The organism is Burkholderia sp. BDU5 (genome assembly GCF_001522845.1).
Taxonomy (GTDB): Bacteria; Pseudomonadota; Gammaproteobacteria; order Burkholderiales; family Burkholderiaceae; genus Burkholderia; species Burkholderia mayonis.
The window spans coordinates 165,520-190,697 of the sequence record NZ_LOWC01000029.1; the positions used below are offsets into that span (position 1 = coordinate 165,520).

Consider the following 25,178-nt stretch of genomic DNA (forward strand, 5'->3'; position numbering starts at 1 on the left):
CGCGATGCGTGCACACGCAGCGCGTTCAGTGCGTCACGTTCACCCGCATCTCGTTCAGCAGGTTGTCCGCGCGATCGAGATGATGCATTACCCACAGCATGTACCGGACGTCGACATGGATCGAGCGATCCATGTCCGGCTTGTAGCGCCAGCCCGAGCTCACGCCTTCCCAGGTGCCGTCGAACGCGAGGCCGACGAGCCGGCCATTCTTGTCGAGTGTCGGCGAGCCCGAATTGCCGCCCGTGATGTCGAGATTCGCGAGAAAGTCGACGGGCAGCGTGCCGAGCGCCGGCGATGCGAAGCCGTCGAAAGCGCGCGCGTGGATCGCAGCCAGTTGCGCGGCGCTCGCGTTGAACGGCTCGACGCCCGTCTGCTTCTGGACGATGCCCTCCACGGTCGTGAACGGCGCATAGCGGACCGCGTCGCGCGGCGCATAGCCCTGGACCGTGCCGAACGTCACGCGCAGCGAGCTGTTCGCGTCGTGATAGACGGGATGGCCGCGCGACTGCTCGAACGCGATCAGCGCGGTCATGTAGCGGGCCCGCAGCCGCGAATCGTCGGCGGCGATCGCCTTCTGTTCGCGCTCGTATGCGAGCAGGTCCGGCATCAGCGCATGCATCAGCACGAGCCAGCTATCGCCGCTCGCGGCGATTTGCGCGGGCGTCGCGTCCAGCCAGTGCATCCGCGTCGCGGTATCGGCGAGCTTCGTGCCGCGATAGAGATCGGCGGCCTTGCGCGCGAGCGCCGTATCGTCGGATGCGCCGTCGAGCCAGCGGTCGAGCGCGGCGAGCCGCAGGTCGGCCGGCAGCTTCACGTAGCGCTCGAGCGCGTAGACGAAGACCTGCTGATCGACGGCCGGATCCATCGTGCGATCGAGCCGCTGTTCCTCGCCGGCGATGCGAATCTCGTCGCGCTTCTGATAGCCTGTTTCGCGTTCGATGTCGTCGGTTTTTTGCTTTTCGTCGGCGAGCCGGACGATCTTGTAGGATGCCTGATAAAGCCCGGAATTCGACAGGAGTTCGCCGACGAAATTGCGCTCGCGCAGCCGCTTCTGCTGTTCGACGAGCTGCCGGAGCGCATCGAAATCGGCCTTCAGGCCCGCGCCGTCGAGCTTGCCGCCCGCCGGCCGCGCAGCGAGCCAGCGATCGAGCGCGGCCTCGTCGGCGCGCTTGTCCGCGAGTGCGGAGCTGTGCGCGAGCCCGTCGAGATTGCCCTCGAAGTTCTTCATCATGTTGTCGAGCCCGGCGACGCGGTTTGCGTAGCGCACGCCGATCGCCGGGTCTTTCCTGCTTGCCGCGGCGATGATCGCGACTTCGTCCTTCGCCATCCAGATTTCGGTCGGATAGCGCCACTCGATCGCGTTCTGCAACTCGTCGGCAAGCCGATAGCGCTCGGTGCGCCCCGGATAGCCGGCGACCATCACGAAATCGCCCGCGTTCACGCCGCCCGGATTGACCGTCAGCCAATGCGCGGGACGATACGGCACGTTGTCCTTCGAATACGATGCGGCGCTGCCGTCCTTCGCGACGTACGCGCGCAGGAAGCTGAAGTCGCCGGTATGGCGCGGCCACATCCAATTGTCGATCTCGCCGCCGAACTTGCCGATCGACACCGGCGGCGCGTAGACGAGCCGCACGTCGCGGATTTCGCGCTGCCGGATCAACTGATAGCTGTAGCCGCCGCTGAACGTGTAGACGTCGCAGCGATAGCCGGGCTGTTCGCAGTCCCGAACGAGGCGCTTCTTCGCGGTGTCGATGGCGGCGTAGCGCGCGTAGCCCGCGATGCCGGGCGTGAGCGCCGCATCGATCTTGTCGGTGACGTCGCGGATCTGCTCGGTCACGTACACGCGCTGCGTCGGATCGGCGGGCAGTTCCTCGCCGCGCTGCCGCGCGAGAAAGCCGTTTTCGATCAGATTGTTCTGCGGCGTCGAATTGTATTGCAGCGCGCCGTAGCCGCAATGGTGGTTCGTGACGATCAGGCCGTCCGGCGACACGAACGACGCGGTGCAAAAGCCCAGGCTGACGACGGCGTCCATCGGCCACGCGGTCAGCGTCGACAGCGTGTGCGGGTCGAGCGTGAGGCCGCGTTGTTCGAGCGTATTGGCGAGACCGGGCAGTTGGGGCGGCTGCCACATGCCTTCGTCGGCATGGGCGGCGCTCGTGGCGAGCGCGCAGGCGAACAGCAGGGAGCGTGCGGCGAACGATGCGGGTGACGCGGATGATCGCATGTATTTCTCGGATTGTTCCTGGCATGCGGGCGCCGGCGCGCGGGCGGGCGCGCCGGCGGACGGTGCCGCGCGATCGGGTATGTCGCGACGGCGAAAGCTGACGAAACGAATGCCGGGTGAAGCGCACGGCGAAACGCCGCGCGACAGTGTAGCGGCTGTGGCGGCGTTTTCAATTCTCGCTCGTCGATCGAGCGACGCGCCGGCGCGGCTGCGTTTCGGGCGATCCGGGACGCCGCGCCCGTTCGCCGGGGCGCGCCGACGCGACTTCCTTCCTATTCCGCCGTCGCCGTCTCGGTCGCTTGCGCGAGGCTCAGCACCGTCTGCGCGATCGATTGCGTCGTCGCCAGCGTGTTGATCACGCCGGAGCGCAGCGCGCCGAGGATGCCCGTCGCCTTCGTCGGCTCGCTCGCCGTCGCGATCACGTTGGGAATCCGCTTCAGGTCTTCGAGCGTGAGGCCGATCACGCGGCCGCGCAGCATCGTCGTCGCCGGGCGGCCGTGGATGTCGATGAAGTCGTAGCCCATGATGTCGCCGACCGCGCCCGCGCGCTTCGCCTCCGCCATCTCCTCGGGCGTGAACCAGCCCATCCGGACCATGTTGCTGTCCTCGAGAATGTCGCCGATCCCGACGAGCGCAATCGACGCGCGGCGCGCCTTGTCGAGCGACTGGCGCACGACTTCGTTCTCGAGCAGCGCGGTGAAGAGCTGAGGATCGTTGACGAGCGCCGGTGCATACAGCGTCTCGCTCTCGCCGCCGAAGCGCGCGGCGAGGCGCCGGCAGACGTGGTCGGCGTTCATCGTCTCGCCGCCGCGATACGAGCCGCCGATCGCGGACACGAACGAGCAGTTGCGCTGCGTCGTCGACACCGCGTGCCGCGACACCGCGCTCACGTTGCGGCCCATGCCGACCGCGACGATCGCGCCGTCGGCGAGCACGCGGTCGAGATAGCTCGCGACGAGGCCCGCGAGCAGCTCGCGCTGGCTGTCCTGATCCTTGTGGTCGACCGAGATGATCGCGCGCTGGATCCCGAAGCGCGCGACCAGTTCCTGCTCGAGATCCTGCACGGCGCGCGGATGATGGCGCACGCGGATCTCGACGATGCCCTCTTCGATCGCGCGCTTCAGCAGCCGGCCCACCTTCGGGCGCGAGATCGCGAACTTCTGCGCGAGTTCTTCCTGGGTCGACCCGTCGACGTAATAGCACTTCGCGAGTTGCGTGAGTTCTTCGTTCGTCATGTCGTAGTGGAGAGGAGCGGCGCGCCGCGGCGTCATGAACCGCAGTGCGCGTCGTTCGGACCGGCCTGGGTGAGGCCCGTCCGGTGTTCGTAATCGGCGATCCGCTGCACCTTCGGCTGCGAGCGGCCGCCGTCGAATTCTGCCTTGAGCCACGCGTCGACGATGCTGTTCGCGAGCTCGGTGCCGATCACGCGCGCGCCCATCGTGATGATCTGCGCATCGTTGCTGCGCCGCGCGCGCTCGGCCGAATAGGTGTCGTGGCACTGCGCGGCGCGGATGCCCGGCACCTTGTTCGCGGAGATCGCGACGCCGATGCCCGTGCCGCACAGCAGGATCGCGCGCGGGAACTCGCCCGCCGCGACTCGCTGCGCGACTTCGATCGCGATGTCGGGATACAGCACGGCCTCATCCGCGCTGTGCGTGCCGAAGTCGAGCAACTCGACATCGGGATGCTTCGCGCGGAGGTGCCGCTTGATCGACTCCTTGAGCGCGTAGGCCGCTTCGTCGCAACCGATCGCCACTTTCATGGTGAACCTCCGGAGGGCAAGTTGAGTGCGCAAATGTGCAATGTTGAGCAATTATAACGACCTGCCTGAACATTTGGCAAAGGGTGAAATTTTGCTCAAACGCTTGCTCGACCTAATAAATTCTTTATAAATCAAAGTTTCGATGATGATTTGGCGGTGGCGATCAGCGTTTACCAGTAATTGACACACCAAAAAACCGATGATTACCATGCGGTCACGCTGTATCAAATAATCGTGAATGAACAAAAGTTCATTCATCATTCGGGATACGACAGTGACTCCTGTTCTGCTCGAAGCAAGCCAGGTAGCGAAGCGGTTCAACGGCGTGAGCGCGTTGCGCGACGGACGCTTGAGCCTCATGGCCGGACGCGTGCACGCGCTGTGCGACGGCAACGGCACCGGAAAATCCACGTTCCTGAACATCCTGATGGGGCTCCTGCGCCGCGACGAGGGCGCGATCCGGCTGAACGGCCGCGACGTCGACTTCGCGTCGCCCGCCGAAGCGCTCGCGAACCGGATGGCGATCATCACGCAGGAGCTGTCGCCGGTGCCCGGGATGACGGTCGCCGAAAACCTGTATCTCGGCCGCGAGCCGACCCGTGCGCGCGTCGTCGTCGATTTCCGGACGTTGAAGCGCCGCGCGCAGGACCTGCTCGACCGCCTCGGCTTCGCGATCGACGCGGGCGTGCCGATGCATCGCCTGAGTCTCGCGCAGACGCAGCTCGTCGAGATCGCGAAGGCGTTCAGCCGCGATTGCGAGGTGATGATCATGGACGAGCCGACGTCCGCGATCGGCGAGCGCGAGACCGAGACGCTCTTTGCCGCGATCCGCAACGTCACCGCGCACGGCGCCGGGATCATCTACGTGTCGCATCGCCTGAGCGAGCTGTTCGAGATCGCCGACGACTACACGGTGTTTCGCGACGGCGCGTACGTCGAGAGCGGCTGCATCGCCGACATCGATCGTGCGCATCTCGTACGCGCGATCGTCGGCCGCGAGATGCCCGTCGTCGACAAGGCGCGCCGGCCCGCGCACGGCGAGCCGTGCCTCGCGGTCGGCGGACTCACGCGCGCGGACGAGTTCGAAGCGGTGACTCTCGACGTGCGGCGCGGCGAGATTCTCGGCATTTACGGGCTGATGGGCTCGGGCCGCAGCGAATTCCTCAATTGCGTGTACGGCCTCACGCGGCCCGATGCGGGCACGGCGACGCTCGGCGGCGAGCCGCTGCCGCAAGGCGATCCCGCGCAGGCGATCCGCGCCGGCATCGCGCTCGTCACCGAAGACCGCAAGGACTCGGGCCTCGTGCTGTCCGGCAGCGTGCAGGAGAACATCGCGATGGCCGCGTACCGGCGCCTGTCGCGCGGCGGCGTGATCCGGCGCGCGCTCGTGCGCCGCCTCGCGCAATCGATGGTCGAGCGGCTGCGGATCAAGGCCGCGTCGCTGCGAATGCCGGTGGCCGCGATGAGCGGCGGCAACCAGCAGAAGGTTGTGCTTGCGAAATGCCTGTCGACGGAGCCTGTGCTGCTGTTGTGCGACGAGCCGACGCGCGGGATCGACGAAGGCGCGAAACAGGAAATCTATCGGCTGCTCGATACGTTCGCGCGCAACGGCGGCGCGGTGATCGTCGTGTCGTCGGAGGCGTCCGAGCTGCTGTATCTGAGCGACCGCATCGCCGTGTTCAAGGGCGGCCGCGTCGCCGCCGTCTGCCCGGGCGACGGCGCCACCCAGGAATCCCTGCTCCACCTCGCTTCATGAACAAGACCATGAACACTCAGACCCTGACCCGTCTCGAAGCGACGCCGAAGCGCGTGAACGTCGCGGAGTTCGCGAGCCGCTTCGGCATCCCGATCATTTTCGTCGTGCTGTGCGTCGTGCTCGCATTCGCGAGTCCGTACTTCCTCACGTGGCGCAACTGGAGCGACATCCTGCGGCAGACGTCGATCAACGGGGTTCTCGCGATCGGCATGACGTACGTGATCCTGACGAAGGGGATCGACCTGTCGGTCGGCTCCGTGCTTGCGCTCGCGGGAATCGTGAGCGGCCTCGCCGGCGCGGCGGGGCACGGGCTCGCGGCGTCGCTCGCGGTCGGCGTCGCGTGCGGCGCGGCGCTCGGCGCGATCAACGGCGTGACGATCGCGCGCTTCAACGTGCCGCCGTTCGTCGCGACGCTCGGCATGTTGAGCATCGCGCGCGGCGTCACGTACATCGTCAACGACGGCAGCCCGGTCGCCAACCTGCCCGACGATTATCTTTCGCTCGGCGTCGGCAGGCTCGGCCCGCTCGGCATGCCGGTGCTGATCTTCGCGGCGGTCGCGCTCGCGTGCTGGTGGGTGCTGCGCTACACGACGTACGGCCGCTATCTGTACGCGGTCGGCGGTAACGAGAAGAGCGCGCGGACTTCCGGCATCGGCGTGCGCAAGATCGTGTTCTCGGTGTACGTCGTGTCGGGCGCGCTCGCCGGTCTCGCCGGGATGATTCTCGCCGCGCGCACGACGTCCGCACTGCCGCAGGCGGGGGTGTCGTACGAGCTCGATGCGATCGCGGCGGTCGTGATCGGCGGCACGAGCCTGTCGGGCGGGCAGGGCGGCGTGGTCGGCACGCTGTTCGGCGCGCTTTTGATCGGCGTGATCAATAACGGGCTGAATCTGCTCGGCGTGTCGTCGTATTACCAGCAGATCGCCAAGGGACTCATCATCGTGCTGGCCGTGCTCATCGACGTGGCCCGCAAACAGCCGCGCTGACGCAGCGCATTCCCATCCGGAGGAGACGACAATGCAAACACGAAACACCTGGCTCGGCCGCTTCGCGGCCGCAACCGTGCTCGGCGCGACGCTCGCGATCGCGGCGGCGGGCGGCGCGGCGCACGCGGCGAGCGGGCCATACCGCGTCGGCGCGGCGGTGTACGGCATGAAAGGCCAGTTCATGCAGAACTGGGTGCGCGAGATCAAGGCGCATCCGGCCGTGAAGAGCGGCACCGTGCAGCTCACGGTGTTCGACGGCAACTACGACGCGCTCACGCAGAACAATCAGATCGAGACGATGCTCACGCAGCAGTACAGCGGCATCCTGTTCGTGCCGATCGACACGAAGGCGGGCATCGGCGTCGCGACGCGCGCGGCCGCATCCGACACGCCGCTCATCGCATCGAACACGATGCTCGCGACGCCGAAGGTGCCGTACATCGGCAACGACGACGTCGAGGGCGGCCGTCTGCAGGCCGAAGCGCTCGCGAAGCAGATCGGCGGCAAGGGCAGCATCGTCATCATCCAGGGGCCGATCGGCCAATCCGCGCAGATCGATCGCGAGAAGGGCGAGATGGAAGTGCTCGCGAAATATCCGGGCATCAAGGTGATCGAGAAGAAGACCGCGAACTGGTCGCGCGCGGAAGCGATGAACCTGATGGAGGACTGGCTCAATGCGCATCCGAAGCAGATCAACGGCGTGATCGCACAGAACGACGACATGGCGCTCGGCGCGCTGCAGGCGATCAAGAACCGCGGGCTCACGCCGAAGGACATTCCGATTACGTCGATCGACGGGATGCCCGACGCGATCCAGGCCGCGAAGCGCGGCGAGATCACGACGTTCCTGCAGGACGCGCAGGCGCAGTCGCAGGGCGCGCTCGATCTGGTGCTGCGGCAGCTCGTCGGCGCGAGCTACAAGCCGCAGTCGGTGATCTGGCAGCGCTACGCGAAGGATCTGAAGTGGGACGGCGGCACCGCGAAGCGCTACGTTCTGCCGTGGGTGCCCGTCACGCCGGCGAATGCCGATCAGCTCTACAGGCAGGTCACGGGCGGTTGAGCGAGGCGGCCATGACGAATCTCTGGGACAGGGCGTTCGATCTGACGGGCCGCGTCGCGCTCGTGACGGGCGGCGCGGCGGGCATCGGGCATGCGTGCGCGCAACTGCTCGCGCAGCGCGGCGCGAGCGTCGCGCTCGTCGATCTGCATCCCGAAACGATGCGGATTGCCGCGACGCTGGAAGGCGGCGCCGCGCGCCACGCCGGCATGTCGCTCGACCTGCGCGACTGCTCGGCCGCGCAGGCGGCGGTCGAGCGCGTCGCGTCGCGCTTCGGCGGCGTCGACCTGCTCGTCAACAGCGCCGGCGTCGCGCTGCTCGACAAGGCGCTCGACGTTGGCGAGGCCGCGTGGGACGCGACGATGGCGATCAACGTGAAAGCGTCGTTCTTCATCGCACAGGCGGTCGCGCGGCAGATGATCGCGGGCGGCAGAGGCGGGCGGATCGTCAATCTCGCGTCGCAGGCGAGCGTGGTCGGCCTCGACCGGCATGTCGCGTATTGCGCGAGCAAGGCCGCGATCGTCGGGATGACGAAGGTGCTCGCGCTCGAATGGGCGCCGCATGGGATCACCGTCAACGCGGTGTCGCCGACGATCGTCGAAACCGAGCTCGGCAAGAAGGCGTGGGCGGGCGAAGCCGGCGAGCGCGCGAAGCGCGAGATTCCGTCCGGCCGCTTCGCGCGGCCGGACGAGATCGCCGCACTCGTGCTTTATCTGCTGAGCGACGCAGCCGCGATGATGACAGGCGAGAACGTCGTGATCGACGGCGGTTATACCGTGCGTTGAAGCGGCGGCGGGCCGCGCGGCGGCCACGCCGTCATCGTCGGGACAACCGACAGAAGATATAAGGAGACGTTGCATGTCGTCGATAGCCGAAGCGCCGCCGCAACGCGCGGCCGCGCACAGCGACGCGGGCGCTCTGCCCGCCACGATGCGCGCCGTGGTATGCCACGGTCCGGAGGACTACCGCCTCGAACAGGTGCCCGTGCCGAAGCCGGGACCCGACGAGATCCTGACCGAAGTCGAGCTCGTCGGCATCTGCATGGGCGACATCAAGACGTTCCGCGGCGCGCCGTCGTTCTGGGGCGACGCGGTGCAGCCGCGCTACGTGAAGCCGCCGATGATCCCGGGCCACGAGTTCGTGTGCCGCGTCGTCGCGCTCGGACTGGGCGCCGAGCGGCGCGGCGTGAAGGTCGGCGATCGCGTGATCTCCGAGCAGATCGTCCCGTGCTGGGGCTGCCGCTTCTGCGGCCACGGCCAGTACTGGATGTGCCAGAAGCACGATCTGTATGGATTCCAGAAGAACGTGCACGGCGCGATGGCCGAGTACATGATCTTCACGAAGGAGGCGATCGTCCACCAGGTGCCCGATTCGATTCCATCCGACGAGGCGATCCTGATCGAGCCGCTGTCGTGCTCGCTGCATGCGGCCGATCGCGCGAACGTCGGCTTCGACGACGTGGTCGTCGTCGCGGGCGCGGGCACGCTCGGGCTCGGCATCGTCGGCGCGGTTCGGCTGCGCCATCCGAAGAAGCTGATCGTGCTCGACATGAAGCCTGAGCGCGCGGCGCTCGCGCTCAGGATGGGCGCGGACGAAGTATGGAATCCGGGTGAAGAGAACGTGATCGAGAAGATCCGGTCGATCACGGACGGCTATGGCTGCGACGTCTATATCGAGGCGACCGGCCACCATCGCGCGGTCGGTCAGGGGCTCGCGATGCTGCGCAAGCTCGGCCGTTTCGTCGAATTCAGCGTGTTCAACGACGACGCGACCGTCGACTGGTCGATCATCGGCGACCGCAAGGAGCTCGACGTGCTCGGCTCGCATCTCGGCCCGTACATGTATCCGCGCGCGATCGAGTTCATCGGATCGCGCAAGATCGACGTGCGCGGCATCGTCACGCACACGTTTCCGCTGTCGCGCTTCGCGGAGGCGTTCGCGGTGATGGAGCGCGGCGAGCAATCGTTGAAGGTCGTACTGGATCCGCGAGGTTAATTGCATGAATCGTGTCATCAATCATCCCGACTACGTCGTCGAGGACATGCTGCGCGGTATCGTCGCCGCGCATCTGCAGCTCACGCTCGACGCGGACAATCCGCGCGTGATCGGCGTCGCGCAGCCGGCGCCGGGCAAGGTCGGCGTTGTCACGGGCGGCGGCTCGGGCCACGAGCCGGCGTTTCTCGGCTACACGGGGCCGGGGCTCGTCGATGCGGTCGCGGTCGGCGAGGTCTTTTCGTCGCCGACCGCGAAAAGCTTCGTCGACGCGTTCAAGCGCGCCGATCGCGGCGCGGGCGTCGCGTGCCTGTACGGCAACTACGCGGGCGACAACATGAACGTGAAGATGGCCGTCAAGATGGCGGCCGCGCAGGGCATCGACGTGAAGACCGTCGTCGCGAACGACGACGTCGCATCGGCTTCGCGCGACGAACGCGCGAAGCGGCGCGGCGTCGCGGGCGAGATCCTGATGTGGAAGGCGGGCGGCGCGCGCGCGGCGGCGGGCGGCAATCTCGATGCGGTGATCGCGAGCGCGCGGAAGGCGATCGACAACACGCGCTCCGTCGGCATCGGCCTGTCCGCGTGCACGATTCCGGCGAACGGCAAGGCGAACTTCCACATCGCCGACGGCGAGATGGAGGTCGGCATCGGCCATCACGGCGAGCATGGCGTGCGCGTGATGCGCACGGTGCCCGCGAAGGACATGGCGGAAATGATGCTCGACATCGTGCTGCCGGATTTCCCGCTCGAACGCGGCGAGGAAGTCGCGGTGCTCGTGTCGGGGCTCGGCGCGACGCCGCTGATGGAGCAATATATTCTGTATGCCGAAGTAGCGGAGCGGCTCGCGGCGGCCGGATTGAAGATCGGCTTTCGTCTCGTCGGCAATCTGTTCACGTCGCTCGAGATGATGGGCGTCACGCTGACGATCACCCGGCTCGACGACGAGCTGAAGCAATTGTTCGCCGCGCCGTGCAGCAGCATCGGCCTCACCGTGGGAGAACGCGCATGAACACCGCCGCCATTCAGCGCTTGCCGCTCGCCGACGCCGGTTTCGTCGTGCGCGAGCTCGTCGACGTGATCCAGCGCAACCGCGATCCTCTGTCGGAGATCGACGCGGCGATCGGCGACGGCGATCACGGCATCAACATGAGCAAGGGCTTCGGCCAGTGCGGCGCGCGGCTCGACGCGCGCGGCGCGACGAGCCTGCCGGATGCGCTCGACGTATTGTCGACGTCGCTCATGGACGGAATCGGCGGATCGATGGGGCCGCTTTACGGCAGCTTCTTCATGGATTTTGCGGCGGCGCTGAAGGGGCGCGACACGCTCGATGCGGCGCTGTTCGGCGAAGCGCTGTCGGCGGGGCTTGCGGGATTGCGGACGATCAGCGATGCGAAGGTCGGCGACAAGACGTTGATCGACACGCTCGCGCCCGCCGACGCCGCATTTCACGAAGCGCTACGCGCCGGCGACGATTTCCGGCACGCGCTCGCGGCGATGAGCGCGGCCGCCGAGCGCGGCAAGGAATCGACGCGCTGGCTGCAGGCGAAGATCGGTCGGGCGTCGCGGCTCGGCGAGCGGTCGGTCGGCACGCTCGATGCGGGTGCGGTGTCGTGCTGCCTGATTCTGTGCAGCGTCGCGAGTTCGATCGGCGCGCGGCTGAACTGACCGGATAGGCGGCTGCGACGATACGGCGGCGGGTGGGGCGAGCATGGAGTCGAGCATAAACGGCGATCGGATCGGCGATCGACAGTCGACGGTATCGCGCAAGCGGGCCGCGCCGCGCGGCTCGATAGCTTTGGCTCTCGATTCGACTCGTTGCAATTCGCGCGCAGCGTTCGACATGCGGCATGCGATTCGCCGTCCGAAGTCTGCAATCCGCGCCGCGATGCGCGCGCCCGCCGTCGCGTCAACGTGCGAGCGTCTTCCGAAAGAAGACCACCCGCTCGGTTTCGTCGAAGCCGAGTGCGCGATGCAGCGCGTGCGACGCGGCGTTGCCGAGCGGCGCGTCCGATGCGAATTCGGCGCAGCCGCATGTCGCGCCCCAGACAGCGGCGGCCGAGCATAGCGCGCGGGCGACGCCGCGGCGGCGCGCGGCCGGATCCACGAAGATGCCTTCGAGAAACAGCGCGGGCGACGTGTTGCAGCCGTTCACGTAGTCGCGCCGGACGGCGACCTCGGCGAAGCCGAGCGGCGCGTCGTCCGGCGTCCACGCGATGAAGCACGCATGGCGGTTCGGCGCGTCGAGTTGCTGCGCGACATCGCGCGCGTGCTCGGCATCGTCCGCATGCGGCCACAGCGCACGGCGAAGCTGCCGCCACGCGGGGGCGTCGGACGCCGTGGCGGCGCGGATCGTGAAGAGCGAAGCGGGGTGCGTCAAGTTGACGCGGTCGCCGAGCGGGCCGCGTTCACCGCGTGCGCGACGCGCTCGACGAATTCGCGGTCGATGCTCATCACCGCCTCGCGCTTGCCGTCCGGCATGTCGACGATGAGCCGATGCGTGACGTCCTGCGTGGTCCACGCGAGGTAGCCGACGACGATGAGCATCACGCCCACGACGAGCAGCGCGCTCGTGCCGAGCGTGCCGCCCGCGATCGCGGCGGCGGTGCCGATGAGCGAAATCGACCACGGGACGATCTTGTTTTTCCTGACGGTGAGAACTTCGACGCCGCGGATCTCTCGCAGCGCGAAAATTTGCCCTGCGGCGGACAGGCTGTTGCGCGTGACCATGACGCCGCGTTCGTTGAAGGCGTTTTCCATCAAAGGGGTGCGAATCGGAAAACGCGCAGCGTAGCAGATTTGACGGGAGCGTCAACGAGGTCCGATGACGCATGGCGTCGAAATCGGGGAAGACCGGGGAAGACCGATACGGGTGAACGGCAGGGAAAATCGGTAAGGACTGCCGGCACGACGGCCGGACAGGATGATCGGGGCGGGATGACCTACGGAGGCGGCTGCGCGACGTTGCTTGCGACCGCAGCCGGCAACTCCGGCCAATCGGCGAAAGAGAACGGAGAGAACGGACAAAAAACGACAGGAACGATCAGAAGCGGCTCGTCCTGCGTGGGAACGCATCGCCGCGCCGCGCGTGCGCAAGCCTTGCCGAGCGCGGCGGCGAATCGCGCCGGAGCGCCCGTCAGAACAGCGCGGCGCCGCCTTCGTACAGGCGCCCGGGCACGTGCGACGCGACTGCCTCGGCGATTTCCGCCTCGGTGCTCTCGGCCGGCACGATCCGACGGCGCGCGGGCGCGTCGAGGTGCATCGTCCATTCGACGAGCCGGTACGGGCGTCCCCACGGGCGCTGCATCGCGATCGACACGCGGCAGCTTTGCACCGGGAACGCGTGTTCGTGCGTGAGTATCGTGCGCAGGCCGCTGAAAACGGTATCTTCGACCATCGTTTCCTCCGATCCTGTCTTGCGTTGGACGGTCTGCGCCGCCGCAATCGGGATAAAAAAATGCCGCCGATGCTCAGGCGGCCAACAGGGGGGGTGTGAGCATCCTCTCAACCCAGAATTAAGCGAAACTTAAAAGCAGCAAAAAAAGCGCCCCGCACGAGGCGGGGCGCTTTTGCCGTAGTGTGCCGCGAGTTGTCGAGCGAATGCTCAGAACTTGTGGCGGATACCGACGCGCGCGGCGAACTGGTTCTTCGAACCCGTGCCCGACGTGTTGAAGTAGCTCGTGCTCGAACCGATCTGCGCCTGCAGGTTGTTGCCCGACGCTTCCTGGTAGATCGCGAGCAGGTACACGTCGGTGCGCTTGCTGAGCGCGTAGTCGAGCGCGCCGTTGACCTGGTTCCAGTGGCCCGAGTTCGCACCCGACACACGCGAGTACGTGTAGCCGACGCCCGCCGACAGCGCCGTCGTGAATGCATACTTGCCGCCCGCTTCGTACGCGTTGTACGTCGTGCTGCCGCCCGTGATCGGCTCGAGGCGCGTGTTCGTCCACAGCGCCCAGAGGGTCGCCGGGCCCCAGATGTAGCGGCCGCCGACGCCGAAGCTGCGCAGGTCGCGAACGTTGTTGATCGTCAGGTTCGCGATGTTGGTCGTGATCGCCGGCGTCGACTGGCCCGGATAGCGGATGTCGGTGTACGCGGCGCCGAGGCCGATCGGGCCGTTCGCGTAGTTCAGGCCGAAGCTGTATGCGCGCGACGAGCCCGCCGTCGTCGTCGTGCCCGTCGTCGTCGCCGGTGCGCCCGCAAACGACGTCGAGTTCGAGAAGCCGTACAACGCGCCGAACGTGAAGCCCGAATAGTTCGCGCTCTGGAACTTCACCGCGTTGTTGATGCGGCTCGACGTCAGTTGGTCGATGTCGTTCACGTGGTACGCGTAGTTGCCCGCGACCGTGTTGCCGCCCGTCGAGTAGTTCGAGCCGAGGATGTCGGTCGAGAACGAGTATTGACGGCCGAACGTCAGCGTGCCGGCTTCCTTGTGCGACAGGCCGACATACGCTTGGCGGCCGAAGATCGCGCCGCCCTGGCCGATCGTGCCGTTGCCGCTGTTGAAGCCGTTTTCGAGCACGAAGATCGCCTTCAGGCCGCCGCCGAGGTCTTCTGCGCCGCGCAGGCCCCAACGGCTGCCCTGGGCGATGCCGTCGTCGTACTTGAAGAGCTTGCTGCTGCCGCTGGCGCTCTTGCTATGGTTCACATAGCTGACGCCGGCGTCGATGAGGCCGTACAGCGTGACGCTGCTTTGTGCATGTGCCGCGCTCGCGGTCGCGGCGAGGATAGCGGTGGTCAACAGTTTCTTGTTCAAGGCAAATCTCCGAGCAGTAAGAATGTTTGCAGTTCCGCTGCGCTCTTAAGGCGGTTGGAAGGGGAACGGAAGCGCACTGTATCGACGGGGCGCTTAATGAATATGACAATTGCTGTCATGTTCACGTCTGTAGCGCCCGCGCCACACGTGATGATGGAGGCTTGCATTCGTCGCGTTATGTCGATTCCGCCGGATGATTGACCGGGCGCAGGAATATATGTATGAAAATTGCTTGGTTTGTCCCTTTGCCGCCACATGCGACGATTCGCGCTTTCATGAAAACAGGATGCGAGGACAAGCCATGCGACGATTTGCTTCGATCTTGCGCCGGGCGGCCGGCGGCGCGGCGTTCGTGATCGCGGCGACGCTCGCGCACGCGGGCGGCCCGGCGCTGAAGATCGGCACGATGAGCGGCCCGGACGCGCAGATCTGGGCCGAGGTGACGAAGGTCGCCGCGCGCGACGGGCTCGCGATCAAGGTGATCGAATTCAACGACTACGTGCAGCCGAACGCGGCGCTCGATGCGGGCGACCTCGATGCGAACGGCTTCCAGCACCAGCCGTTTCTCGACAGCCAGATCAAGCAGCGCGGCTACAGGATCGTGAACGTCGGGCTTACGTATACGTCGCCGATGGGCTTCTATTCGAAGAAGCTCAAGTCGCTGAAGGATCTGCCAGTCGGCGCGAAAGTCGGGATTCAGAACGATCCGTCGAACGGCAATCGCGCGCTCCTGCTGCTGCAGAAGTACGGGGTCGTCAAGCTGAAGCCGGGCGCCGGCACGAACGGCGTGAATGCGACGCCGCTCGACGTCGCCGAGAATCCGAAGAAGATCAAGCTTGTCGAGCTCGACGCCGCGCAGCTGCCGCGCGCGCTGCCGGACCTCGACGCGGGGTCGGTCAACACCGACTATGCGGTGAAGGCGGGGCTGTCGCCGGTGAAGGACGCGATCGCGATCGAGGATCTGAAGGGACCGTACGCGAACCTGATCGCGGTGCGCGCGCAGGACAAGGACAAGCCGTGGGTGAAGAAGCTCGTCGCCGCGTATGAATCGGACGACGTGCGCAAGTTCATCGAGACGAAATTCAACGGCGCGATCATTCCGGCGTTCTGACGAGGCCGGCAGGGGCGGGTGGCGCGCTGCGCGTGCGCCCGGACGCATCGCCGGGCGCGATGCTCATGCAAGCACGAGCACGATGCTTGCACGGACATGAGTTTGGACAGCGACTCGCCCGCTCAGGCCGTCAGCAGCGACCCGGTGCGGATCGGCTTCGCGCCGGCGATCCGCGCGACTTCCATCCCGGCCGTCGCGAAGCGCGCGATCTGGCGCGCGTACAGCACGCCGGACACGCTGCTCTTCAACGTGACGACGCGGTCGGTCAGCGGATCGACGATGTCGGCCACTTCGTCGCCCGCCTCGATCCACACGCCGACGGGCGTACGGAACACGATCACGCCCGATACCGGCGCGACGAGCGGATCGGTGCCCGCGAGCGGCGTCGCCGCGAATTCGAGCGGCGGCTGCGGCGCGGGCGCGCCTTCGATCGCGCCGCGCAGCGTCAGGTATTCGATCAGCGCTTGCGCGTCGTGCTCGGCGAATTCATACGATACGTCGCGTTCGCTGCGCAGCTCGACCGTCACCGAAATCGCGCCGTTCGGGATCGGATGGCGTTCGCCGAAGCGGTTGCGCAGCTCGGACCAGCAGAAGCTGTGAATCTCGTCGAACGGGTTGCCGACCGAGTTCAGCGCGAGCAGCGACGCCTTCGCGCCCAGGTAGCGCGCGAGCGGCTCGACGTCGTCCCACAGATCCGGATTCGTGTAGACGTGCATCACCGCATCGCAGTCGCAGTGCAGGTCGAGCACGATATCGGCGTCGAACGACAACTGCTGCAGCGCGAGCCGCTGCGATTCGAGCTCGGTGCGCGGCTTCTGCTCGCCGAGCGCTTCGCGCATCGCGTCGCGCACGATGGCGAGGTTCGCGGCCGCGTCTTTCGTGAGGCGGCCTTCGATGCGCGGGATCACGAGCGCGGCGAGATCGTGGAAGTTGCGGTTGAAGTTCTGCATCGACCCGAGCTCGAAGCGGCCGAGATGATCGCCGAACACGTGCTGCGCGAGGCCGATCGGATTCGCGACCGGCACGACGACGATCTCGTCGCGCAGCTTGCCTGCCGTCTCGAGCGCCGCGAGCTTGCGGCGCAGCAGCGTCGCGACCAGCATGCCCGGCAGCTCGTCCGCATGCAGCGACGCCTGGATGTAGATTTTTTTCCCGCTGCGCGGGCCGTAGTGGAAGCTCGTGATGTGGCGCGCCGTGCCGACGGCCGGCGAGATCAGCGGATGGGTCTGCGTTTGCATGATGGGAATGAGCGGCGCAACCGCCGCGCGCCTTCTGTCGATGTCGGTGAGACAACGATTGTACGTGGATCGTCATCGACGCACCAAACCTGTGCCGGAGGTTCACCGTTTTTCTGTCCGATCAATGACTTGCGTCGAACGCAGCGTGCTCGCCGGATCAAAATTATGACGATTTTTTAATCGATACACTGTCTGCCGCAGCGCGTGCGGGGCGTCGATTTTTTTATCGTTCGAATGCGGGCGGCGAAGGCTCGGCCAAGGATCGATCCTATGACAGTGAGCGAGATGCAGTTGACGGGCAGCCGGACCGGCGAGCCGAGGACACGCGAGAAAACCGCGTACCTTCCGTACATCGACGGCCTGCGAGCGTGGGCGGTGCTGTCCGTCATGCTGTATCACATGGATGCGCGCTGGCTTCCGGGCGGTTTTTCCGGCGTCGACATTTTCTTCGTGATTTCGGGCTTCGTCGTGAGTTCGTCCGTCGCGAACCTCGGGCCGATATCGTTCGGGCAATTTCTTTTGTTTTTCTATGCCCGGCGCATGCGGCGGATTCTGCCGGCGCTGGTCGTTGTCCTGCTCGTGACCGGCTTGATCGCGACGCTCTTCATTCCGGCGTCCTACCTGAGCGACAGAAATCAGAAAACCGGACTGCTCGCATTTTTTGGCTTGAGCAATTTCATCCTCGGCGCGACGGGCAGCGATTATTTTTCTCCGAAGGTTGAGTTCAATCCGTACACGCACACGTGGTCGCTCGGCGTCGAGGAACAGTTTTATTTGATCTTTCCGTTTCTGTTCTGGGCATGGCTCGCTCGCAAGAACCGGAAATATCTGTCGACGGCGCTGATTGCCGTCGGGCTGTGCACGTCGCTGTCGTGGGCTGGCTGGGTGGGACCCGCGAAGCACACGCAAGCGTTCTATTTCATCTTCGGTCGATTCTGGGAGCTTGCGGCGGGTGCGCTGCTCTATCAGCGCGTCGCGTTTTCCGGATTTTCCGCGGCCGAGCCGGCGCGATCTTCCGCCGCCGCCGGAATCAAGGCGGGCGCCTGGGCGTCCGTGTCGGCGGTGCTGGCCGGATTCGTCATGTCGAAGCCGGATCTCTATCCCTTCCCCGGCGCGATCGTTCCTGTCGCCGGCACGCTGGGGCTGCTCGGCTTGCTATACGGGCGCGGGCATGCGGGCCTGATTTCCACGATTCTGGAGAGCCGGGCTTTTCGATTCGTGGGCAGGATTTCTTATTCGCTATATCTGTGGCATTGGCCGATCTTCGTCGTGTTTCGCTGGACGATCGGGCTCGACTCGACGAGCAGCAGAGCCTGCGCGCTGGTTCTCGCGTTCGCGCTTGCGGTTGCTTCGCACCGTTTTGTCGAGACGCCGTTTCGTCGCGGTTCGTCGGCGCGCAGGGTGCCTCGCGTCGTCGTGGCCGCGTGTGGGTTGGGCTTGATGGCGGGCGGCGCGGGACTTTCGTCGATGCTGGCCGTCGCTCAGCCGGCGCTGTCGCTCAGTACGGTCGCGCGAAACCGGCTGGATTGGTATCCGTACGGCGCCGACACGAACCCCGCCTATCCGGGCTGTCTTGCGGACGTCGACAATCGGGACGTCCACGGCGGGAGGTTGTGGATCTATTCGCGCAAGCATTGCGACTTGCCGCCGGAAAGCCGCCATCGTGTCTTCGTGATCGGCGATTCGCACGCGATGGCCTATGCCGGCATGTTCAAGCAATTCGTCGTTCGGACAGGCATCACGGTCTATTCCTACAACAATGCGGGGTGTCCGTTCGTCAGCCTTCAGCCGTGGCGCGAGGGCGGCGATCCCGGATGCCGTCGATACGGCGACGCGGCGTTGACGGACATGCTGTCGAAACTCGCGCCGGGAGACGTCGTTTTCCTGCCGTCTCTTCGCCTGCCGCGCATGATCACCCAGTGGGCGTTCGTGGGCGACGAGGCCGCGCGGCAGCTGCTGTTCGGCGGCGCAGCGGCCGCTCAGCGAAACCGGGCCGTCGCCGATGCCATTCCGGTGTTGCGGGACATCGAGCGGAGAGGGGCCAGCATCGTGCTGGAAGCGCCGACGCCGATATTCAGAATGGTCCCGTACCGTTGCTCGGACTGGTTCAATCGACACAACGCGATTTGCGAACGCGGCCCGCTTGTCAGCAGGCGCGAGATCGACGAGCTGAGGGCGCCGGTTCTTGAATCGTACGCGCGGATCGCGGCCCAGGTGCCGAACGTTCATACTTGGGATCCGCTGCCGCTCCTGTGTCCGGAGAAAACGTGCTCGGCGTACGACGGCAAGAGGCCGTTGTTTTTCGACGGCGATCACATCAGCGGTTATGGAAATTTGCGGGTCCTGCCCGGCTTCGAGGCGTTCGTACGCAAGTTGATCGGCGTCGCGTAGCGCCGGTTTGCCGACGCCGGGCGGCAACCGGCGGACGACTGCCGAATGAAGGCGCGGGCGTGCATGCATGTTCGGCGGGCGCTGCCCGATCCTGCCGTCCGGTTGCGCGAGTCGATGCCGGGCGCAAAAAAACGGGCTTCGCTCTTCAGCGAAGCCCGTTTTTCGCCGCGCAGGGCGCCGCGCCGGTCGCGCCGCCCGCGGGCCGGCTTACTTGCCGTACACGTCGAAGTCGAAGTACTTCTTCGCGATCTTGTCGTACGTGCCGTCCTTGTGCATGTCGGCGATCGCCTTGTCGATCTTCGCCTTCAGATCGGTGTCTTCCTTGCGCAGGCCGATGCCGGCGCCTTCGCCGAGCGTCTTCGGATCGTCGAGATCCGAGCCGGCGAACGCGAAATCCTTGCCGCGCGGCGTCTTCAGGAAGCCGATGTCGGCCTGCACGGCGTCTTGCAGCGCCGCGTCGAGGCGGCCGGCGAGCAAGTCGGCGTAGACCTGGTCCTGGTTCTGGTACGGCTGGACCTTCACGCCCTTCGGCGCCCAGTAGGTCTTCGCGTACGTTTCCTGGATCGTGCCCTGCTCGACGCCGACCGTCTTGCCCTTCAGCGAGTCGGCCGTCGGCATCAGATTCGCGCCCTTCTTCGTGACGAGGCGCGTCGGCGTGTTGAACAGCTTCGACGAGAACGCGATCTGCTCTTCACGCTGCGGCGTCATCGACATCGACGACAGCACGCCGTCGAACTTGCGCGCCTTCAGCGCGGGAATCATGCCGTCGAAGTCATTCTCGATCCACACGCACTTTGCTTTCACACGCTTACAGATCTCGTTGCCGAGATCGACGTCGAAGCCGACCACCTTGCCGTCCGGACCTTTCGATTCGAAAGGCGGATAGCTCGCATCGACGCCGAAACGGATCGTCGACCAATCCTTCGCATAGGCGCCGCCTGCCGACACTGCGAGCAGGGCCACGGTCAAAGCCGCCAAGAATTTTTTCACTGTTGTTCCTCGTGTAGTTCGATGATTGCGCGCGGTTGTGCCGCAAGTGCGCTTCGGCCCGGCGCGGCTGCGGGCCGGGCTGACTGGTGCCCTCGTCCGGTGCGGGACGAACGGTGCGCCAAGATTACCAAGACAAAATAGCGCGGCGCTTCCTAGTGGAAGCCCCGATAGCGGTTCGGCGCGCGTCGAGGCGGTTTGTGCGGCGCGGTGCGGCGTTGCCCGCCCGGGAATGATCTATGTCAACGTTTCGTCGGCCGCGTGCCGGAGACAGGCGATGAATTGCGTGACGGCGGGCGTCGGCAGCAGGTCGCGGCGCGACAGGATCGACAGGTCGTAGCTCGGCAGCGTGTCGTCGAGCCGCGCGGCGCGGATGCCGAGCGGCTCGACCATCGCGGCGAGCGGCTTCGTGAAGCAGCCGATCACGTCCGAGCGCGCGACGAGGCCGAGCGTCACCGCGAACGACGACGGCGCGCGCAGCAGCCGCTGCGGCAGCGGCAGCCCGTGTGCGTTGAACATCGACATCATCACGCTGTGCGGGAAATGATCGGCGCCGACCGTGACGATCCATTCGGCGTCGAGCAGCTCGGCTAGCCGCCGCGCGCCCGCGAGCGGATGGCCTTCGCGCATCGCGACGACGAATTCCGTCGAGCACAGCGGCAATTGCGCGAAGTCGCGCTCGAGCGCGGGGATGTGATGGATCGCCGCGATGTCGAGTTCGCCGTTGCGCAGCCGCGCGAGCGCGTCGGGCACCGTCACTTCCTCGAGCGACAGGTTCACGCGCGGCATCGTCGCGCGGAACTTCATCACCGCGCGCGGCAGCGCGGTCAGCGCGATCGACGGCATCGTGCCGACCGCGATGCGCCCGGACATCTCGCCCCTGACCTGCTCGACCGCCTCGACGGTGCGGCGCATGTCGCCGAGCAACTGCTCGGCGCGCGGCAAGAGCGCGTGGCCGCACGCGGTCAGCTCGACGCCGCGCACGCTGCGCACGAGCAGCTCCGCGTTGAGCGCGCTCTCGAGCTCGCGGATCGTGTGCGTGATCGCGGGCTGCGTGACGCCGAGCTCGCGCGCGGCGGCGCGCAGGCTCTTGTGATGGGCGGCGGAGACGAACGCCTGCAGTTGCTGGAGCTTCATGGCGGCGAAGGAGGGTGATAAACGCAGTTTATCGCGGTGAAAAAAACAGCATCTTATTGAATCGTTACGGCGTCGATATAGTGGCCCGCTTCTGCGCGTCCGATTGCACGGACGCCGCCGCCACGGAGCCTTCGATGAACGACGCACGCTTGACCGAGGTCGACGACCTTGCCCCCCTCGCCGACGCGCTGCGCGAGATCCGCCATCGCATCCACCGTCATCCGGAGCTCGCGTACGAAGAGATCGAGACGGCCGCGCTCGTGGCCGACAAGCTCGAGGCGTGGGGCTGGCAGGTGACGCGCGGCGTCGGCGAGACGGGCGTCGTCGGCACGCTGCGCGCGGGCGACGGCGCGCGCGGCGTCGGCGTGCGCGCGGACATGGACGCGCTGCCGATCGTCGAGGCGACCGGGCTGCCGTACGCGAGCGCCGTGCCCGGCAAGATGCACGCGTGCGGCCACGACGGCCACACGACGATGCTGCTCGGCGCCGCGTGGCGGCTCGCGCGGACGCGCAATTTCTCCGGCACCGTCCATCTGTATTTCCAGCCGGCGGAAGAGCACGGCGTCGACAGCGGCGCGAAGAAGATGATCGACGACGGCCTCTTCGAGCGCTTCCCGTGCGACGCGGTGTTCGGGATGCACAACCATCCGGGCGTCGAGCCGGGCGTGTTCCTGATGCGGCGCGGGCCGTTCATGTCGGCGGGCGACAAGGCGGTGATCGAGATTCACGGCGTCGGCGGCCACGCGGCGCGGCCGCATCTCGCGGTCGATCCGATCGTCGTGGCGGCGAGCATCGTGATGGCGCTGCAGACGATCGTCGCGCGCAACGTCGATCCCGCGCAGCCCGCCGTCGTCACGGTCGGCTCGCTGCACGCGGGCACCGCGAACAACATCATTCCGAACCGCGCGCGGCTCGAGCTCTCCGTGCGCTCGTTTGACCTGGCGGTGCGCGCGCTGCTCAAGCGCCGCATCGCCGAGCTCGTCGAATCGCAGGCGGCGAGCTACGGCGCGAAGGCGAGCGTCGAGTACATCGAAGGCTATCCGGTCGTCGTCAATTCGGATGCCGAAACCGACTTCGCCGCGCAGGTCGCGAAGGAGCTGGTCGGCGAGCGGAACGTCGTCGAACAGGCCGACATCCTGATGGGCAGCGAGGACTTCGCGTTCATGCTGCAGCGGCGACCGGGCGCGTTCGTGCGGCTCGGCAACGGCGCGGGCGCGGACGACGGCTGCATGCTGCACAACCCCGATTACGACTTCAACGACCGCAATCTGGCGATCGGCGCGGCGTTCTGGGCGCGGCTCGTCGAGCGGTATCTCGGGCGGTAGGCGGGCGGTGGACTGGCGGTGGGCTGGCTCTGCGATGGGCGCCGCGGTTGGCGGCGGGGTGTGAGCCGTCCACCTGTGTGTCGATGTTGCCGGCCCGGCGCCCGGCGGTAGCGTTGGCGCGGGACGTCAGGCGGAGAGCGGCAAGCAGCTTGGGGAGCAAAACGAAGCTGCCAAGCGACGAGCAACGAGCGACGAGCAACGGGCAACGAGCAACGGGCAACGGGCAACGGGCAACGGGCAACGGGCAACGGGCAACGGGCAACGGGCAACGGGCAACGGGCAACGGGCGCAAAAATCCGCGCCGTCCGCCCCGCCCCCGGCCTAAGCCTGTTCCAGCGCCCCCGGCGAACGCGCGCCGCAAGCGCGCAGAATCAGCCGCACGACCTCTTCCGTCGTCTTGTCGAACGCCTTCGCCGACAACGCGCGCTTGCCGGACAGCGCGACGATCTGCGCGTCGAAGTCCGCGTAGTGCTGCGTGGCCGCCCAGATCATGTAGAGCAGCGTTTTCGGCTCGACCGGCTCGACGAGCCCGCGCGCGATCCAGCGCTCGATCAGCGCAATTCGCGTATCCATCCACGGCTTCACGCGCTCGAGCAGCAGATCCTGCATGTGTTCCGCGCCGCTGATGATCTCGTTCGCCCACACCTTCGAGCCGAGTGGCCGCTTGTACGACAGCGCCATCTTCGCGCGCACGTATCCGCCGAGCGCGGCGACCGGATCGTCGCCGACGTCGAAGCTGTCCGCGGCGCTGTGCCAGTCCTCGAGCAGGTCGTCGAGCACGCGCCGGTACAGCGCGAGCTTCGTCGGGAAGTAATAGTGCAGGTTCGCCTTCGGCAGCCCGGCGCGCTCGGCGATCAGCGCGGTGCTCGCGCCCTCGAAGCCGCGCTCGGCGAACACGGCCTCCGCGCATGCGAGCAGGTGCGCTTCGTTCAGCTCGCGGATGTGCGCCTTGCGCGCGCGGCTCGGCGTGCGCGCCGCGTTCGTCCGGGCGCGCGGCGCGGGCGCGTCGGGGGGCGTCGTCGGATCGTCGTGTTGCATGGCGTGCGCTCGGTGGATGGCGGCAACCGGAGGCCGTCATTGTAGACGCCGCGGCCGCCGGCCGACGCATCGCGGATCGCTGGCGGCCGTTCCGCCGCGCATAAACGACACGTTTTTTTTAATCCATTGAATTCACGGCGCCAATGCGCTATAACCTGACCATTCGGACAGGATTCGATCGGCGAGCGGCGCTGCTTGATAAAGCAAAACAAAGATAGGGCCGTGCAGGCGCCGCCGCACCGTTCTGGCCGAAGATGACGTCGGAGAGTGCGCGCTTGGGGGCAGGGGCGGTCCCCAAGCGCGCCATGTCATCCGCGTCGCGCGACGAGTTGCGACACGGTCTGCGCGGCTTCCAGCAGCGGGTCGAGGAACGTCTTCACCATCTGTTTCGCGGAGTGCCGCTGCGCATTGCCGCTGATGTTCATCGCGGCGATCACGTGCCCGCGCCGGTTGCGGATCGGCGCCGACAGCGAAATCAACCCGGCTTCCAGTTCCTGATCGACGATCGCCCAGCCCTGGCTGCGCACCTGCGCGATTGCATCCTTCAATGCGGCAGGGTCGATGAGCGTGCGGGGCGTGTACGCGCGCAGCGTGCTCTGCGCGAGCGTGTCGTCGAGCGCGGCGTCGTCGAGCGACGCCAGCAGCACGCGGCCCATCGACGTGCAGTACGCCGGCAGCCGGCTGCCGATCGACAAATTGATCGTCATGATCTTGTGCGTCGGCACGCGCAGCACGTAGACGATCTCGGTGCGGTCGAGCACGGCCGCCGAGCAGCTTTCGTGGATGCGCGCGGATAGCTGCTCCATCACCGGTTCCGCGAGATTCCAGAACGGCATCGATGTCAGATACGCGAACCCGAGATCGAGGATCTTCGGGGTGAGGCGGAACAGGCGGCCGTCGGCTTCGACGTAGCCGAGCGTCTGCAGCGTCAGCAGGATGCGCCGCGCGCCCGCGCGGGTCAGGCCGGTCGCCGCCGCGACCTCGGTGAGCGTCTGCTCGGGATGTTCCGCGTCGAACGCGCGAATGACTGCGAGTCCCCGCGCGAAAGACTGGACGTAGGAGTCGCCTGGTTTTGCCTGAAATTCTGTGCTCATGGCCGCTTGGAATAATGTGCAGCGGAGAAGATTAGCGCATGGGGTCGGGTTGCGCCAACCCGTGTCCCGCGTGGGCCGCGTGCTTGACGGGAGCCGGTGCGCTCCCTATGATCGCACGGAAACGTTCGATTAACGATCTTAAGTTCTATTATCGAACAAATTTCGAGGCGAGCGGCGACGGCGGTTTCCGTCGCGTCGGCTCGCGTGATCAGATTGACCGGAGACGACGATGACCGAAGCTTTTCTGTGCGACGCAATCCGCACGCCCATCGGCCGCTATGGCGGCGCCCTGGCCCCGGTGCGGGCCGACGACCTCGGCGCGGT

At 66.5% G+C, this 25,178-nt stretch carries 22 protein-coding genes; 10 read left to right on the plus strand and 12 right to left on the minus strand.

The window, feature by feature from the left end; genetic code table 11:
• Positions 1-25: 25 nt before the first annotated feature.
• The 3 genes from WS69_RS06015 to rpiB all read right to left on the minus strand — a co-directional run bounded on the left by WS69_RS06015 (position 26) and on the right by rpiB (position 3,989).
• Positions 26-2,227 (minus strand): S46 family peptidase, encoded by a 2,202-nt coding sequence (locus WS69_RS06015; protein ID WP_059469881.1) that lies wholly within the window; start codon positions 2,225-2,227, stop codon positions 26-28.
• A 272-nt stretch (positions 2,228-2,499) separates the two neighbouring features.
• Positions 2,500-3,462 carry a sugar-binding transcriptional regulator gene (locus tag WS69_RS06020; protein WP_059469882.1) on the minus strand — a complete coding sequence of 321 codons (963 nt, stop codon included), beginning with the start codon at positions 3,460-3,462 and terminating at the stop codon, positions 2,500-2,502.
• 32 nt (positions 3,463-3,494) lie between these two features.
• Complete coding sequence (rpiB, locus tag WS69_RS06025; protein WP_059469883.1) at positions 3,495-3,989, minus strand: ribose 5-phosphate isomerase B; 495 nt, start codon at positions 3,987-3,989, stop codon at positions 3,495-3,497.
• A gap of 238 nt (positions 3,990-4,227) precedes the next feature.
• On the opposite strand from rpiB, the gene WS69_RS06030 reads away from it, so the two are divergent.
• The 7 genes from WS69_RS06030 to dhaL all read left to right on the plus strand — a co-directional run bounded on the left by WS69_RS06030 (position 4,228) and on the right by dhaL (position 11,448).
• On the plus strand, positions 4,228-5,745 hold the full coding sequence (locus tag WS69_RS06030; protein ID WP_059469884.1) for a sugar ABC transporter ATP-binding protein: 1,518 nt from the start codon (positions 4,228-4,230) through the stop codon (positions 5,743-5,745).
• Complete coding sequence (locus tag WS69_RS06035; RefSeq protein ID WP_197419213.1) at positions 5,742-6,731, plus strand: ABC transporter permease; 990 nt, start codon at positions 5,742-5,744, stop codon at positions 6,729-6,731. The genes WS69_RS06030 and WS69_RS06035 overlap by 4 nt, the downstream gene beginning before the upstream one ends.
• Before the next feature lie 31 nt (positions 6,732-6,762).
• On the plus strand, positions 6,763-7,791 hold the full coding sequence (locus WS69_RS06040) for a substrate-binding domain-containing protein (protein ID WP_059469885.1): 1,029 nt from the start codon (positions 6,763-6,765) through the stop codon (positions 7,789-7,791).
• 11 nt (positions 7,792-7,802) lie between these two features.
• Positions 7,803-8,573, plus strand: coding sequence for an SDR family oxidoreductase (locus WS69_RS06045; RefSeq protein WP_059469886.1), 771 nt, complete (start codon positions 7,803-7,805; stop codon positions 8,571-8,573).
• A gap of 73 nt (positions 8,574-8,646) precedes the next feature.
• Positions 8,647-9,783: an MDR/zinc-dependent alcohol dehydrogenase-like family protein gene (locus WS69_RS06050; RefSeq protein WP_059469887.1), complete on the plus strand. Its 1,137-nt coding sequence runs from the start codon at positions 8,647-8,649 to the stop codon at positions 9,781-9,783.
• Positions 9,784-9,787: 4 nt separating this feature from the next.
• Positions 9,788-10,792 carry a dihydroxyacetone kinase subunit DhaK gene (locus WS69_RS06055; protein ID WP_059469888.1) on the plus strand — a complete coding sequence of 335 codons (1,005 nt, stop codon included), beginning with the start codon at positions 9,788-9,790 and terminating at the stop codon, positions 10,790-10,792.
• A complete protein-coding gene (gene dhaL / locus WS69_RS06060) occupies positions 10,789-11,448 on the plus strand; it encodes a dihydroxyacetone kinase subunit DhaL (RefSeq protein ID WP_059469889.1) in 660 nt (219 codons plus the stop codon). The genes WS69_RS06055 and dhaL overlap by 4 nt, the downstream gene beginning before the upstream one ends.
• Positions 11,449-11,689: 241 nt before the next feature.
• Here the strand turns inward: dhaL and aac(6')-III are convergent, their stop codons facing one another.
• From aac(6')-III to WS69_RS06080, 4 genes are all read right to left on the minus strand, one after another.
• Complete coding sequence (gene aac(6')-III, locus WS69_RS06065; protein ID WP_059469890.1) at positions 11,690-12,160, minus strand: tobramycin N-acetyltransferase AAC(6')-III; 471 nt, start codon at positions 12,158-12,160, stop codon at positions 11,690-11,692.
• Positions 12,157-12,540 carry a DUF6232 family protein gene (locus tag WS69_RS06070; protein WP_059469891.1) on the minus strand — a complete coding sequence of 128 codons (384 nt, stop codon included), beginning with the start codon at positions 12,538-12,540 and terminating at the stop codon, positions 12,157-12,159. The genes aac(6')-III and WS69_RS06070 overlap by 4 nt, the downstream gene beginning before the upstream one ends.
• 376 nt (positions 12,541-12,916) lie before the next feature.
• A complete protein-coding gene (locus WS69_RS06075; protein ID WP_059469892.1) occupies positions 12,917-13,177 on the minus strand; it encodes a DUF2866 domain-containing protein in 261 nt (86 codons plus the stop codon).
• Between the two features lie 207 nt (positions 13,178-13,384).
• Positions 13,385-14,533, minus strand: coding sequence for a porin (locus WS69_RS06080; protein ID WP_059469893.1), 1,149 nt, complete (start codon positions 14,531-14,533; stop codon positions 13,385-13,387).
• A 301-nt stretch (positions 14,534-14,834) separates the two neighbouring features.
• Between WS69_RS06080 and WS69_RS06085 the strand changes: the two genes are divergently transcribed.
• Positions 14,835-15,644, plus strand: a complete 810-nt coding sequence (locus WS69_RS06085; protein WP_059469894.1) for a MetQ/NlpA family ABC transporter substrate-binding protein — start codon at positions 14,835-14,837, stop codon at positions 15,642-15,644.
• 122 nt (positions 15,645-15,766) lie between these two features.
• Here the strand turns inward: WS69_RS06085 and WS69_RS06090 are convergent, their stop codons facing one another.
• Positions 15,767-16,882 carry a succinylglutamate desuccinylase/aspartoacylase family protein gene (locus WS69_RS06090; protein ID WP_059469895.1) on the minus strand — a complete coding sequence of 372 codons (1,116 nt, stop codon included), beginning with the start codon at positions 16,880-16,882 and terminating at the stop codon, positions 15,767-15,769.
• A gap of 270 nt (positions 16,883-17,152) precedes the next feature.
• On the opposite strand from WS69_RS06090, the gene WS69_RS06095 reads away from it, so the two are divergent.
• Positions 17,153-19,273 (plus strand): acyltransferase family protein, encoded by a 2,121-nt coding sequence (locus tag WS69_RS06095; RefSeq protein ID WP_082715986.1) that lies wholly within the window; start codon positions 17,153-17,155, stop codon positions 19,271-19,273.
• A 207-nt stretch (positions 19,274-19,480) separates the two neighbouring features.
• Here the strand turns inward: WS69_RS06095 and WS69_RS06100 are convergent, their stop codons facing one another.
• Entirely contained in the window at positions 19,481-20,263 is a 783-nt protein-coding gene (locus WS69_RS06100) for an ABC transporter substrate-binding protein (protein WP_059469897.1), read from the minus strand.
• Positions 20,264-20,497: 234 nt separating this feature from the next.
• Complete coding sequence (locus WS69_RS06105; RefSeq protein WP_059469898.1) at positions 20,498-21,397, minus strand: LysR family transcriptional regulator; 900 nt, start codon at positions 21,395-21,397, stop codon at positions 20,498-20,500.
• A 134-nt stretch (positions 21,398-21,531) separates the two neighbouring features.
• On the opposite strand from WS69_RS06105, the gene WS69_RS06110 reads away from it, so the two are divergent.
• Positions 21,532-22,722, plus strand: a complete 1,191-nt coding sequence (locus tag WS69_RS06110) for a M20 aminoacylase family protein (protein WP_059469915.1) — start codon at positions 21,532-21,534, stop codon at positions 22,720-22,722.
• 321 nt (positions 22,723-23,043) lie between these two features.
• Here the strand turns inward: WS69_RS06110 and WS69_RS06115 are convergent, their stop codons facing one another.
• Complete coding sequence (locus WS69_RS06115) at positions 23,044-23,760, minus strand: TetR/AcrR family transcriptional regulator (protein WP_059469899.1); 717 nt, start codon at positions 23,758-23,760, stop codon at positions 23,044-23,046.
• 308 nt (positions 23,761-24,068) lie between these two features.
• Entirely contained in the window at positions 24,069-24,854 is a 786-nt protein-coding gene (locus WS69_RS06120; RefSeq protein ID WP_059469900.1) for an IclR family transcriptional regulator, read from the minus strand.
• Positions 24,855-25,178: the final 324 nt, after the last annotated feature.